The organism is Streptomyces sp. NPDC007896 (genome assembly GCF_042959425.1).
In the GTDB taxonomy this organism is placed as follows: Bacteria; Actinomycetota; Actinomycetes; order Streptomycetales; family Streptomycetaceae; genus Streptomyces.
Genome location: NZ_JBIBKX010000034.1, coordinates 16,635 through 29,735, shown reverse-complemented (window position 1 = coordinate 29,735; position 13,101 = coordinate 16,635). Strand labels below are relative to the sequence as shown.

Below are 13,101 nucleotides of genomic sequence, written 5' to 3'. Positions count from 1 at the left end.
GTATGACGGGCACACAGACAACGGACGCCATGGTGCGTGAGATGGTGCACCAACGGCACCGGCGACGGCGCACGTTGGTGGTGTCGCTGGTGGCCGTCCTGGTGGTGGTCGCCGCCGCGCTGGTCGGCGCGGGCCTGGTCCGGGCGAACAACACGGCCCCCGGCAAGGCACCGAGCCGCGTACCGGCCCAGATCGCCGCCGACAAGTCGGGCGTGGCCGCCTCCACCGGCGCCGTACGCGTCGACGTGTACCTCGACTACCTCTGCCCCGAATGCCGTCGTACCGAACGGGCGCTGACCGCCGCCCTGGACGATCTGAGGTCGCACGGTGGGGTGAGCGTCGTCTACCACCCGGTCGCCTTCCTCGACGGCCGCAGCGAACCCGCGGGCTACTCGACACAGGCGGCCTCCGCAGCGGCCTGCGCGGCGGACGCGGGGCGGTTCGAGCAGTACTCCACGGTCCTGTTCGCGAAGCAGCCCGCCGAACAGGGCCCCGGGCTCAGCGAGACCCAGCTGATCGCGGCCGGCCGGGACGCCGGCATCACCGGGGCGTCCTTCGCCCGCTGCGTCGAGGACGCCCCGTACCTGCCCTGGGTGCGCTACGTCTCCGATCTCGCCGCCTCACGCAAGGTGGCGCTGACCCCGACCGTGATGGTGGAGGGCCGGCGCGTCGACGTCACCGGCTCCGATCCGGGCGGCGCGCTGACCCGCGCGGTCACGGCGGCCCGACGATGACCCGGCTGACCGTGGCCCTGTCCGGCGACTGCATGGCGACACGGGGAGCGCTGATCACCTCCGACCCGGCCGCCGGACGGCTCCACGACCTCCTCCACAGCGCCGACTTCGCCGTCACCAACCTGGAGGTGGTCCCCTACGACGGACGCGGACACCCGGTGCACAACGCCGCCGGCGGCGGCTGTCTGATCGCGGACTCCGGTGTACTGGACGAGATCACGGCGGCCGGGTTCACCGTGCTGGGCTGCGCCAACAACCACGCCATGGACCTGGGCACGGAGGGCGTGCTCGGCACCGTGGACCTGCTGCGGTCGAGGCGGATCCCGTTCGCCGGGATAGGCGCCGACCTCACCACGGCGCGCCGGCCCGTCTACGTCGACCGGCCGGGCGGCAGCCTGGCGCTGCTCGCCTGCACCGCGACGTTCCTGCCCGGCCAGGAGGCGGCCGATCCGTCGCCGGAACTACCCGGACGGCCGGGCCTCAACGCGCTGCGCCACTCCGCGACCCTGCGGGTGACGGCCCCGCAGATGGACGTGCTGCGGACGATCGACGCCGAGACGGGACTGCGCGCCCGCCGGGCCGAGGCCCGCACCCTGCTCGGGGTCGACCCCGCCATCCTCGCTCCCGACCGGCTCACCCTCTTCGGCACCCGTTTCCTGACGGCGGACGAACCAGGCTTCACCACCGAGTGCGATCCGCGCGACCTCGACGAGATGTCCCGCTGGGTCGGTGAGGCCCGCCTGCGCGCGGACCTCGTCGTGGTGAGCGTGCACTCCCACGAGCCCGGCCCGACGCCCGAGACACCGGGCGAGTTCCTGCGTGCCTTCGCCCATCGGATGATCGACGAGGGCGCGGACGTCGTGGTCGGGCACGGCCCGCACTTCCTTCGCGGTGTCGAGCTGTATCGGAACAGGCCGATCTTCTACAGCCTCGGCAACATCGTCAGCCAGATCGAACTGACCGACCGCGTCTCCGCCGAGGACTACGCCAAGGTCACCACCGACCGGCCGCCCACCCCTGGCCGCTACTACGACCGGCTGAGCGGCCACGGCACCCGGTTGTTCGCCCCGCACCGCCGCTACTGGCAGTCGCTCGTGCCCGTCCTCACCTTCGACGACGGCACCCTCGTGACGGCCCGCCTCCACCCGGTCGACCTCGGCTTCGCCCTGCCGGTGCACCGCAGGGGCCGCCCCCGTCTGGCCGACCAGGCCGAGGCCAAGGAGATCCTCACTGATGTCACCCGGCTGTCGCAGGCGTACGGTACGACGGTCGGGGCGGGGTCCGACAACACGGCGGAGCTGCTGCTGGACCTGGCGTGAACAGCTCTACGAAGCGGGCGGGTTGACCGGAGTGCCTGGCAAAATGCCCGGTGTCACCAAGCGCCACGAACGCACGAGGAACCGGGGAACACGCATGGCCGAGTCGGTCCGGGTCCTGATCGCGGACGACCAGGCACTGCTGCGCGGGAGCTTCCGGGTCCTCGTCGACTCCACACCCGGCATGGAGGTCGTCGGCGAGGCGGGCGACGGCGCCACGGCGGTCCGGCTCGCCCGGGAACTCGCCCCGGACGTTGTCCTGATGGACCTCCGGATGCCGGTTCTCGACGGCATCGCGGCCACCCGGGAGATCTGCTCCGACGAGACGCTGACCGGTGTCCGGGTGCTGGCCCTGACCATGTTCGACATGGACGAGTACGTCTACCCGGCCCTCCAGGCGGGCGCCAGCGGCTTCATGCTGAAGGACGCCTCGCCGTCCGACCTGGTCGACGGCATCCGGGTCATCGCCACGGGCGAGGGCGTACTGGCCCCGACGGTCACCCGGCGCGTCATCGCCAACTTCTCCCGGCGCGGCGAGACGCCCCGCCCCGCTCCACGACTCGTCGGTCTCACCAAGCGGGAACACGAAGTCCTCGTCCAGATCGCCAACGGCCTGTCCAACGCGGAGATCTCCGAACGCCTGGTCATCAGCATGCCGACCGTGAAGACCCACGTCGGCAGCCTCCTGGCCAAGCTGCACGCCCGGGACCGCGCACAGCTGGTCATCATCGCGTACGAGAGCGGCCTGGCCGAGCGGGGAATGCCGACGTGACCGCGGCGACCAGGACTCACGGCGCGTCGCCCCGCTGGGCGGCCGCGCAGGAGTGGCCGTCGTCGCCGAGGGCGGTGACGATCGGTTCGTCGGTGTGGAAGCGGGCCCGGACCCGGGTGTCGACGACCTCGCACGGGACCGGGTGGCCGGGGCACGGACAACAAGCACACGCGACCTGCTGACCAGGATGAAAGCGACGCCTCCGAACCGAAGGCTTCAACATCACGGCGCTCCGCCTCCGCTATTGGGCATCACGCTCAGTGCTGTGCCGATCAAGCGGAGCGTGAGCGCTGTGCAGACTGCCGCCAGGGCCAGACCTGCCAGTACAACGAGAGCCATGTGTCGTCCATCGACTCGGTCCAGACCGCGGCGAGCAGCGAACCCGAGGCCGAATGACCCCATGTCGGTGTCTTGTGTCGCTGAGACCTGCCGACTGGGAGACGCCAAGCCCACAGCGTGACGTCCCGCAGCGACGACCTCCTCGGCCAGCGCGGCAGGCATTCGGTGCGCAGCAATCCGCGGAGCCGTTTCCCGTGGTGCGCCGGGGAAATGCCGATATCTCGAGCACCTCGAACTGCTCGCTATCGAGCGCGTCGAGACCCGGTGATCGACACCCGGTAGTCCATGCACCGGGCCCCTGCCGTCACAGCGGCAAGGGGCCCTCGCATTTGGCCACCGTAAGAATCCGGTTACGGCACTTGCTTCTTCTCGGTGTAGTAGGCGTAGGCGAAACCACCGTTGTTCGAACCGGTCACGTCGGCCTCGAAGGTGATGGGACCGGGGTCGGGGACTTCTACGCTTTGCTGGAAGACCGACCTGTCGCAGGTGCTGCTGTGTGCCGCTGACGAGACGTTCTTACCATTGACGGCGAACTTGAGGGCAACCTTGCCGTTTCCCGTACAGGTGAAGGCGAATGTCACGCTCAACACATTCTTGTCCGGCGCGGGCAAGGTGTTTCCGAGCTGCGACTGCAGGGCGCCTGATCCGCTCCCGAGCTCTTGTCTGCCGACGAAGGCCTGATCCAGGATCGCCTTTGCGGCCTTGTCGTCCGGAACCGCACTGGACGAAGACCGACTCGTACGGGGCGTGGGCGACGATGATCCGGCCGGCTCACTGGGATCGCAGGCCCCGGTGAGCGCCGCCGCGGCCACGAGGCACAGCGCCGCCGCGTTCCTTCGGGCTCCGGTTCGCGTCACGAATTCTGCCGCCCAATCGACATATCACCCTTGCGCGGGGCCTTCACGACAATGGTCTTCGTCTTGACGTTGCAGGGAGGGGCGATCCACGTCTTCACGGCGGTGAGCTTCCAGCCCACCTGCCCCAGGACGGCCCGGTACCCCTTGTTGGTGGTGTTCGTGTCGGTGACGGTCTGCGTGCCCGTCCAGGTCCACGAGTTGCTGATCTTGGTGTCGACCTTCACCTTGGCCTTTTCGACGATAATGCTGGCCTCGGCCTCGTATCCAACAGCGAAGTCCCAAGTGAAGGTGTGACTTCCCGTTACCGTCCAGGACACCGTTTGGCGAGGCAGGAGCCACGTCGACTGAGGCTTCTTGTTGTCCGGCAGGAAGTACGGTGCACCTTTCACCTTGTACGTCGGAGGATCGTTCACCTCAGGGCAAACCGCGGCGACCTGCGGCCTCTTGATGGCGGTCTTGTCTCCGGTGAAAGTGAACTCGATTTCGTCGTTGACGTGCGCGACGGTTCCGTCGTTCAGAACAACCTGTGTGTCGTCAGCCGGTACCGGTTCGTCGTCCGACGTGGCAGCGCCGGCATTGGTTGCTGCCAGCAGCACGCCCGCAGCGGTCATGAAGGAAAGCGCGGTACGCGTTATGGCGCGCTTCATTGATCCCCGTTTCGATGAGTCTGGTCGAGTGGTTCAAAGGTCGGCAAAACTGAGCCCACGACACCACAGCGCCTCCGCAGCGCTTCCCCAGATGTCGTGTGCGCGACATTCATATCCGGCCACGCGACCTTGGCGCAAGAGATCGAGAAATGCTCAGGAAAGCCTCAAATACATGTGAACGGAAGGGAGTTGCCCGCCGACGACGATGACGTGCTCGGCGTGGGCGCGCTGGGTGTGCATCGCATCGGCAGTGACGGCGACGCAGCGCAGGTCGATCCGGTCCAGCCGCAGGGCTTCGGCATGGTCGTGTGATGTCCTGTTCGTGATCACCCGAGGCCGAATAGTGCGAGCGGGCGTTTCGGGTCGCGGGAGTTGGCGCGGAGTGCAGCGGCGATGTTGTGGGTGCCGCCGATGCGTAAGGCGCCGATGGCGAGGTTGCGCCAGGCCTCGGTGCGCTCGATGGTCCAGCAGTGGCGTCCCAGCCGCTCGCAGGACTCGATGCCTTTGTGGGCGATGTGGTGTCGGATACCGCGACTGCGTAACCACACCAGCGCCGGCGAACCCTCCGTGCGTCTTCGCGTCGGACCGCCCACTACAGCCCACCGCGGTGATCAGCAGCAGCGTGGCGACTGCGCCTCCGTGCGCCCTGATACTCGATCGCATCTGGGCGCTCCAGTATTTCTCCCAGCTGGTGCCGCCAGTGAGCTTGAGGGTCAGCGTGGATGCGTGGGTGCGCGGGTGCGCGGGTCGCCTGATCGCGTCTACGCAGCAGCGATCCAAGCCGGCCAACGAGCGGTGAGGGGCCTCAGGCGGAGTGTGTGCGGCGGGAGTTGGCCCGCAGAAAGAGTGCGGCGCCGGCTGCGGCGGCGAGGAGTACGCCGCCCGCGGCCCAGGCCACCGTGCCGGTGCGGGATGTCCCGGCTGAGTGCTTTGCAGCTTGCTGAGCAGCGCAGGCTTTTCCGGGTGCGGCGGGGGCGATACGCAGACGGGCCCATGGTTTGTCGGGGCCGGTCCGGTCGGCGTCATGCCGGTAGACGACATAGAGGCCGGGTGCGGAGTCGCACCTGAGGGTGGTGGTGGCGGTCAGGACGGCTCTGGCTCCGCGCAGGACGGAGCGGTCGGTGAATGCGCGGGAGGTGAGGGTGATGTCACCGTCCGATCCCTCGTCATAGTTGTCAGTGATCGTGACGCGGCTGCCGGCCCGGAAGGTCCGCACGTCCCATTCCGACTGGGGCCACGTGCTGTCGGGAGCCCAGCGTTCCTCCAGGCTGGGTGGGGGCAGTTTCTGGACCTTGTTCCGGCAGACGCGGCGTGCCGCCTCGTCGGTGGCTTCAACGCGTACGCGTGCCCAACGGAACGGATGCTCCTCCGGGCCCACGTCTCCGGCGCCGTGCAGCAGGACCGGGTAGGTGCCGGGCCGGGTGTCGCAGGCGACGGTCACGGTGGTGGTCAGCAGCGGATCCATCATCCGCAGCTTCCCTGCCCTGATGAACGCGGATGAAGTGACGGTCTCGGCGTAACTGGCCTCGCCGGACTTGGCATTGACCGTCAGCGTGTCGCCGGGCTGCACCGACCGGACGCTTCCGAACGGGAGGGATGACTCGAGCGGGGAGGCCGAGGCCGACCCGGCTGCCAGAAAGGGCAGCAGGAGAGGGAGTACCGCCCACGCGGTCTTGCGGAGTCGGTCCATCGCCTCGCTCATCTCTTATTTGACGATATGTCAGTTTTTACTCGATAGTACTGATTCATCGAACATGCGTACGACCAAGGGAAGTTCGGGGCTTGCTCACCGTATGGCCCCCTACAAGACGGAAAGGCACCTTGTTGCGTTCCAGACACAGATGGATTCCAGCCCTGGCGCTAGGACTGGGCGTCGGCGTTCTCGGCGCCGGGACGGCATCGGCCGCGACGGGCCATCCGGCACCAGCGCCCTCCGCCCCACCGACGGCCTCCGCATCACCGGCGGCTCCCAGCACCGGGCATCAGGTCCCGCCGAAGTCGTCGGCACCCTCGGCGCCATCGACGGTCGCGGGGGCCGTCGAGCCGACCGACTCCGCCACGCCCTCGGCGTCCTCGACGCAGTCCGCCGAGCCGACCTCCTCTCCCTCCCCCTCGGACGGGCCGAGTCTGAGCGAGGAAGAGAAGTACTGGACGGCGGACCGCATGGACAACGCGGTCCCGATCGACTCCCCGCCGGCCCCCGCTTCGGCCGTGTCGAAGCACGGCATCTCGGCGGGCGCCACCGTCGCGCACCAGCCGCCGCCATCGGACACCCCCACCCCGGAGCACTTCCTCGGCCACCCGATGGTGGGCACGTTCTTCTTCGACGGCAAGCCGCTCGGCGGCCCGAAGACGTACTGCACCGGCAGCGTCGTACACACGGCCGCCAAGGACATCGTCCTGACCGCCGGACACTGCGGCCGTGGCCTGGAGAGGGCCACCCACCGCATCTTCGTTCCGCAGTACCGCATCGGCAGGTCCGCCGTCGAGCAGCCGTCCGGCGTCTACCTGGTGTCCCGCCTGTACATAGACCCGCGCTACGAGGCGAACACCAAGAAGCCGACCTCCGACTTGGACCTGGCCTTCGCGCAGGTCGACCCCAACACGCGGGGCAAGGTGGAGGACGTCACGGGGGCTTTGACCTTCGCCCCGACCAGCGGCTACAACCACAAGGCCACCGTCATCGGCTATCCCGACGACGTCAGTGTCAACCCCGACCACGTGCCGGTCCGCTGCCCCGTCAGCACCTCCCAGCTGCCAGGCTTCCGACAGATGCGCATGACCTGCACCGGCTTCTACGGTGGCGTTTCCGGCGGCCCGTGGATCGAGGACTACAACAGCACCAACGGCACCGGCAAGGTCATCGGCAACACCGGCGGATATCACGGCGGTGGCAACGACGCCAACGACGACTGGGTGACCTACTCGCCGATCTACGGCAAGGACGCCCAGGACCTGTTCGCCGACGCGGCCGCGCATCGGAAAGTGGATGACAACAAGCCGCCGTACCAGCCGTCCGGAGACCCCTGGCTGCCCGGCGCGGCGACCACCTGGCAGAACGCCAACCTGATGGCCTCGGGCGACTTCCGCCAGACCGGCCACAGCGACATGATCGTGGTCTGGTCCGACGGTGAGGTCACGCTCTACCCCGGCAACGGACACGGCGGCTACGATCCCGAGCGGCAGCTGCTGCCCAAGAACTCCACGTGGAAGAACGCCAAGACCATCACGGCGGGCGACTTCACCGGGTCCAACCAGTCCGACCTGCTGGTCCGCTGGGTCGACGGCGAGGTGACACTGTACGGCGACGTCGGCTCCAAAGGACTGAACTGGGCCGGCACCCAGATGATCAAACCCAACGACCTCTGGAAGAACGCGACTCAGATCGCCGCGGGCCGCTTCGCCGCCTCGACGTACGTCACCGACCTCATGGTGCGCTGGGTCAACGGTGAGCTGACCCTCTACACGAACGTCAGCGCCGGCACCTTCGGCCAGGAGCACCAGCTGAAGCCGAAGAACGGCACCTGGCGGGACGCCACGCTCCTGACGGCCGGTGAGTTCTCCGGCAACCAGAAATGGGACCTCATGGTGCGCTGGACCGACGGCGAGCTCGACAACTACGTCGGTACGACGACCTCGGGCCTCGGCAGCGAGCATCGCATCCTGGACCCCAACGGGCTCTGGAAGCACGACGCGGCCATGACGACCGGCGACTTCACCGGCAACGGCCGTACCGACGATCTCGTCATCCGCTGGTCCGACGGCGAGACCAGCATGTACACCGATACCCTCGCCAACCAGCTGGGAACCGAACACATGCTGGTCGCCTCGACCTCCTGAGCCCACCCAAACCACGCAGCCGGCCGCGGGATGACCTCCGCGCCGACCAAGGCTTCGCTGGATCGCGCAGAGCTCTGAGCACGAGCAGACAGATCCGGACGGCACCGCAACGTCCTTGAGCACGTCGTCCCGGGCCCACAGGCCCGGGGCTTCGTGCTGTCGCCTCTTGGTCGGCGCCTCGGTGCACACGCAACGGGACGCGCAGCCCTGCGTACGTCGCCCCCACCACGCCCCTGTGCCCCGGCACCGTCGGCAGCGCGCTCCTCATCACGACGACACCCTGCTCCCGATCGACCGGATCGCCGCGGACCGCAACGGTCCCCCGAACAGAGGCCCCCGTCGTTACTGAAGCCATTGGGCCGTTCGAAGGAGTTGGGCAGCGAGACAGCCAAGAGCGTTACGGACCGTCAGCTGCTCATTTTCCTGCTCTCAGCGTGATTCCAAGCCAGGACAGGGCCGACACCCAGGCCCCTCCCAGCATCAATGGCCCATACAAGGGAGAGTTACGGATATATCTGTACTTTGTAACGCGAATCGTTTCCTTGGTCTGGTGTCGCAGTGGAGGGCCACAGTGTGGGCCTCGGCACCGAGCCGGGAATTACGGATTGCACGCCCGGCTCCGACCAGGGTCGGTGTGCACGAACGTGAGGTGACAGATTCATGTCTGTTTCTCGTACGACGGTCCGCCTGATCGCCACCTGTGTGGCTTCGGGCGTACTCGTCGGCGCGGCCGCCATGCCGGCCCTGGCCGCCGGAGCCGGCCACGATCGCGACAACGGGCGGGGTTACTCGCACAGCCACAGGAGCGACCACGACCACGACGGCCACTTCGGCGACCGGGACCGGGACCGGGGTTGGGGCTGGGACCGGGGCCACGACCGGGACCGGGACCGGGGTTGGGGCTGGGACCGGGGCCACGACCGGGACCGAGACCGGGACCGGGGTCGGGGCTGGGACTGGGACCGGGGCCACGACCGGGACCAGGACCGGGGCGGGCGCCACGGCTGGTACGGCGACCGGCACCGGGATCAGGACCGCTACCTCGGCCACCGCTAACCCGCCTTGGAGGCTGTGCTGTGACGCGGAGGCCCACACCCTCTGCCACCCGACGTCATAGCCGGCACGGCCGCTACACCCAGCCGGAGGGCCGAAGACCGTTCCTTGCGGTCTTCGGCCCTCCGGCTGGGTGCGCGTGCGCGTGCCAGGGAAGTACGCGTAACACCGGGTACCCGAATCCGCTGCCATCCAAGGCACCGACACCCATAAGATTCACCGGATCAAGTCCTGACCGTCAAGAAGACGGGAGCGACAGCGGTGGGCACCGCGACGGGCTCGGGCGGTCTGCTGTCCGGCAATGTGGTGCAGGTACCGGTGGACATGCCGGTCAACGCTTGCGGCAACTCCGTGAACGTCATCGGACTGCTCAACCCGGCGACGGGCAACGTCTGCGTCAACGGCTAGCCGACCAGGTCACTCGCCGCGCCGGGACCGGGCAGGTCCCGGCGGGCACAGATCGTCCGGCCGACATCACCAGTTGGCACCAACGCCGCTGAACGAGGGCAGACAACGGCAACTCTGCCCGCAGTGGCAGACAGCGCCTGCGGGTTCCTCACTAGGGGCTGCCGGGGCGGACCGTGAGGTAGGTCCACTGACTCCACACACCGGTGGTCTGTGCGCCCCCCTTGGCCGGTGGCGTGTAGTGGCTGCGGACCCGGTAGCGGTCGTCAGTCCCAGGAGCAGCGCTGTGGTGGTCGCCGGCGAGAATCGCGCCGGCTTCATGAAAGGCCCCCACACAACCTTCACGATCAAGGAGCGCAACTTAGCAGGGGGCAGCGGTTGTTCAGGGCCGGTAGACCATCCCCGGCTGGGGCTTGGCGGGGGCGAGCAGCTGCGACACCGTGACGATGGTGTAGCCGCGCTGCTTGAGCGCCTTGATGATTCCCGGGACGGCGGGCACGGTCCCTTTGTGCAGGTCGTGCAGCAGGATGATGCCGTCGCGGTGGGTCTGGTCGAGCACCCGCTTGGTGATCAGGGCCGAGTCGGTCGTCTCGTAGTCCTTGGCCGTGACGCTCCACAGCACCTGCGCCAGTCCCAGGTCCCGGCAGATCTTGGCCACCTCGCGGTTGGTGCGGCCCTCCGGCGGACGCATCAGAATGGGCCTGGTGCCCGTGATCTTCTCGATGGCGCTCTGTGTCCGGGTCAGCTCCTGACGGGCGTCGTCCGCGTTGATATCCGTCAAAACCTCGTGATACCACGTGTGATTGCCGATTTCGTGCCCCTCACGCGAGATGCGGCGCAGGATCTCGGGGTACTTCGCGATGTGGCCCTTGCCCTGCACGAAGAACGTCGCGTGCAGATCCTCCCGCTTCAGGATGTCCAGCAGTTTGGGGGTCGTCAGACTGGGGCCGCCGTCGAAGGTGAGGGCCACGCACTTCGCCTTGCGGCAGTCGACGTTCCCGGCCACCGATCCCGATGCCTTGCCGCGGGCGGCTCGCGGCGAGGTGTGATCGTAGGTCGTGACCGTCAGGGCCAGGATCAGCGCGACGGCCAGGGCGGCGGCCACGGCTGTTGCGACGGCGATGAGTATGCGAGACCTTCGTATTCGCACGTTCAGGGGCATGCGAGACCTTTCCCTGGATCGAGTTGTTGCTGCAATTGGTTGTGGACGACCTTCACGGCGCTCAGGTTGCTCTCAGCGCGGCGACCGCGGGACCACTCGAACCCGCTACCGCGTGCTGGTGAGGCCCGGCTTCGCAGCGAAGTCTTGCAGGTGCACGTCAAGTGTCAGACGTTGCCTCAGGAGGCGTCCGAGCCGACGCTCCACCCACGTGTGGACAAACACGGCCAGACCCAGCATGCAGATGACGGACACCGCCATCGAAGGCAACGGCCCCAGCCCTGGAACTGCCTTGATCAAGCCCTTGGCCAGTGCGGTCTCTCAGGGGTCCTGCTCGTTGTCGTAGGCGTCCAGAGTGGCGGTGACCAGCGCGAGGATGTCGGCCCGTTCGAGTCCTGCCGCCCGTGCGCGTGCCGTCCAGGCGGCGAGGTCCGCGCGCAGCGGCGAGTCGTCCTCCGCACCGGGCCGCGCGAGCGACCGGGTCACGAAGGTCCCCAGACCGCGGCGCAGTTCGACCAGACCGGCCTGCTCCATGTCGCGGTAGGCCCGCAGCACGGTGTTGGGGTTGATGGCGGTCGCCGCCACCACCTCCCTGGCCGTGGGCAGCTTGTCCCCGACCCTCAACGTGCCCATCCGAAGCGCCCGTTCGGTCTGCTCCACGATCTGCACGTAGGCCGGTACGCCGCTGCCACGGTCGATCCGGTACTCGATCACAACACCTTCCATGACCACAGTGCGCTCAGCACGCTTGTGTTAATGAATTAATACAAGCATGGTGGAGACGTGGCAAGGATGTCAACCATGACCCTTCGGCTGTGACGCGTGCGGCGGACAGGGACCGGACCTTCCCCGCTCGGGTCGCGCCGCTGTAGGTGAGGGGTCTCGCGTTTCCACGTCCCAGGACACAGCCACCACGCGGGACTCGGCGCCGAGTCCCGCATGCGCGACCCCAACGACCTGTGGAAGCACGACCTGGTCATGACGGCAGGCAACTACACGCCCCATGCCTTCGACGACGATCTGATCGTTCGTTGGTCCGACGGCGAGACCACCCTGTACGCCGATACCGCTTCCACGTCCCTCGGTACCGAGAACACGCTGGTCTACCCCGGCACCTGACACTCACAGCGGTTCCGCAGGACCCAGCGGCCGCCTCGCGTGGCACCGGTTGCGTGCGCCGACCAGGTGAGCGCTGTCGGGCGAGGCGGCCCGCGCGTACTGATACACAGAAATTTCCGGCCGCTGCCTGCGACCGCGGCGCCCAACCGTTCGTCAAACGGATAGACCGTGCATTCAGGGGGGAACGATGCGAGCGACCACACGTCTCACCACCGGGCTGGGAGTGCTCATGGTGGGCTTGGCTGTGACGGCCTGTGGCCACGAATCCGGAGAGGGCAGGACCACCACTCCCGCGAGTGGCGTGGCGAGTCCGTCCGTTCCGTCCGCCACTTCCTCCGAGGCTCCGAAGCCGACCGAGTGCCGAACCGGTTCCTTGACGTGGACGCTGGTCCTGCTCCCCACGAAAAGCAGTAGTCGGCGCGACGCACTGTTGACCGCTGTCAACAAGGGGCCCAAGACATGCGTGTTCGCCGGATACCCGGGTCTCAGCGTCCACAACGGGAAGGCGAACAGCCTTGAGGGCGTCGGCCACGGATACCCCAAGCCGGTCACTCTGCACAAGGGGGCAGGAGTAACGGTCGACCTTCAATACACCCCCCGGGGTGCGAAAGGCGCCGGCGACTACTGCGTCAATGAGGGCGAAGCGCTGGTCTCGGCGCCACACAACCCCGACCGTGAGCGCACGAACGTCCCAGTCATGGACACACATCACGCAGCGGCACAGATCGATGCCTGCGGCGACTCCATCTCCCTTTCACTACCGCGTTACACGGCGACACCCACAACCACGACGAGGTGAGTCCGTGTCCCACGTGGGGAGGGCGGACCACGCGTTCTGGGACCCTTGCGCCCTGCCGCAG

General features: G+C 67.8%; 16 protein-coding genes. 9 read left to right on the top strand and 7 right to left on the bottom strand.

Features of this window, described 5'->3' with window-relative positions:
• The first annotated feature begins 2 nt into the window (after positions 1-2).
• From ACFZDJ_RS52980 to ACFZDJ_RS52970, 3 genes are all read left to right on the top strand, one after another.
• Positions 3-734, top strand: a complete 732-nt coding sequence (locus tag ACFZDJ_RS52980; protein ID WP_391070323.1) for a thioredoxin domain-containing protein — start codon at positions 3-5, stop codon at positions 732-734.
• Positions 731-2,053, top strand: coding sequence for a lasso peptide C-terminal Trp epimerase (mslH, locus tag ACFZDJ_RS52975; protein WP_391070322.1), 1,323 nt, complete (start codon positions 731-733; stop codon positions 2,051-2,053). Before ACFZDJ_RS52980 ends, mslH begins: the two co-directional genes overlap by 4 nt.
• 94 nt (positions 2,054-2,147) lie before the next feature.
• On the top strand, positions 2,148-2,822 hold the full coding sequence (locus tag ACFZDJ_RS52970) for a response regulator transcription factor (RefSeq protein WP_095851500.1): 675 nt from the start codon (positions 2,148-2,150) through the stop codon (positions 2,820-2,822).
• Between the two features lie 689 nt (positions 2,823-3,511).
• On the opposite strand, the gene ACFZDJ_RS52965 is transcribed toward ACFZDJ_RS52970, so the two are convergent.
• Positions 3,512-3,973 carry a hypothetical protein gene (locus ACFZDJ_RS52965; RefSeq protein WP_391070320.1) on the bottom strand — a complete coding sequence of 154 codons (462 nt, stop codon included), beginning with the start codon at positions 3,971-3,973 and terminating at the stop codon, positions 3,512-3,514.
• 41 nt (positions 3,974-4,014) lie between these two features.
• Positions 4,015-4,665, bottom strand: a complete 651-nt coding sequence (locus tag ACFZDJ_RS52960; RefSeq protein ID WP_391070318.1) for a hypothetical protein — start codon at positions 4,663-4,665, stop codon at positions 4,015-4,017.
• 189 nt (positions 4,666-4,854) lie between these two features.
• Here ACFZDJ_RS52960 and ACFZDJ_RS52955 point away from each other — a divergent pair, with 189 nt between their 5' ends.
• Positions 4,855-4,977: a hypothetical protein gene (locus ACFZDJ_RS52955; RefSeq protein ID WP_391070316.1), complete on the top strand. Its 123-nt coding sequence runs from the start codon at positions 4,855-4,857 to the stop codon at positions 4,975-4,977.
• Positions 4,978-4,991: 14 nt separating this feature from the next.
• Here the strand turns inward: ACFZDJ_RS52955 and ACFZDJ_RS52950 are convergent, their stop codons facing one another.
• From ACFZDJ_RS52950 to ACFZDJ_RS52940, 3 genes are all read right to left on the bottom strand, one after another.
• On the bottom strand, positions 4,992-5,213 hold the full coding sequence (locus ACFZDJ_RS52950; RefSeq protein ID WP_391070315.1) for a hypothetical protein: 222 nt from the start codon (positions 5,211-5,213) through the stop codon (positions 4,992-4,994).
• A 257-nt stretch (positions 5,214-5,470) separates the two neighbouring features.
• Positions 5,471-6,367 (bottom strand): hypothetical protein, encoded by an 897-nt coding sequence (locus ACFZDJ_RS52945; protein WP_391070314.1) that lies wholly within the window; start codon positions 6,365-6,367, stop codon positions 5,471-5,473.
• 280 nt (positions 6,368-6,647) lie between these two features.
• The gene (locus tag ACFZDJ_RS52940) at positions 6,648-6,830 is read right to left on the bottom strand and encodes a hypothetical protein (RefSeq protein WP_168509225.1); all 183 of its coding nucleotides are present in this window, start codon (positions 6,828-6,830) and stop codon (positions 6,648-6,650) included.
• Between ACFZDJ_RS52940 and ACFZDJ_RS52935 the strand changes: the two genes are divergently transcribed.
• From ACFZDJ_RS52935 to ACFZDJ_RS52925, 3 genes are all read left to right on the top strand, one after another.
• Positions 6,829-8,505, top strand: coding sequence for a trypsin-like serine protease (locus ACFZDJ_RS52935; protein WP_391070312.1), 1,677 nt, complete (start codon positions 6,829-6,831; stop codon positions 8,503-8,505). The two genes, ACFZDJ_RS52940 and ACFZDJ_RS52935, sit on opposite strands and share 2 nt — an antisense overlap.
• Before the next feature lie 660 nt (positions 8,506-9,165).
• Positions 9,166-9,561 carry a hypothetical protein gene (locus ACFZDJ_RS52930; RefSeq protein ID WP_391070311.1) on the top strand — a complete coding sequence of 132 codons (396 nt, stop codon included), beginning with the start codon at positions 9,166-9,168 and terminating at the stop codon, positions 9,559-9,561.
• Positions 9,562-9,789: 228 nt separating this feature from the next.
• Positions 9,790-9,966, top strand: coding sequence for a chaplin family protein (locus ACFZDJ_RS52925; protein WP_390930917.1), 177 nt, complete (start codon positions 9,790-9,792; stop codon positions 9,964-9,966).
• A gap of 379 nt (positions 9,967-10,345) precedes the next feature.
• On the opposite strand, the gene ACFZDJ_RS52920 is transcribed toward ACFZDJ_RS52925, so the two are convergent.
• Positions 10,346-11,125 carry a polysaccharide deacetylase family protein gene (locus tag ACFZDJ_RS52920; RefSeq protein WP_391070309.1) on the bottom strand — a complete coding sequence of 260 codons (780 nt, stop codon included), beginning with the start codon at positions 11,123-11,125 and terminating at the stop codon, positions 10,346-10,348.
• A gap of 318 nt (positions 11,126-11,443) precedes the next feature.
• A complete protein-coding gene (locus tag ACFZDJ_RS52915) occupies positions 11,444-11,848 on the bottom strand; it encodes a GntR family transcriptional regulator (RefSeq protein WP_391070307.1) in 405 nt (134 codons plus the stop codon).
• Between the two features lie 213 nt (positions 11,849-12,061).
• On the opposite strand from ACFZDJ_RS52915, the gene ACFZDJ_RS52910 reads away from it, so the two are divergent.
• Entirely contained in the window at positions 12,062-12,241 is a 180-nt protein-coding gene (locus ACFZDJ_RS52910; protein WP_391070306.1) for a hypothetical protein, read from the top strand.
• A gap of 187 nt (positions 12,242-12,428) precedes the next feature.
• Complete coding sequence (locus tag ACFZDJ_RS52905; RefSeq protein WP_391070304.1) at positions 12,429-13,040, top strand: DUF4232 domain-containing protein; 612 nt, start codon at positions 12,429-12,431, stop codon at positions 13,038-13,040.
• Positions 13,041-13,101 lie beyond the last annotated feature (61 nt).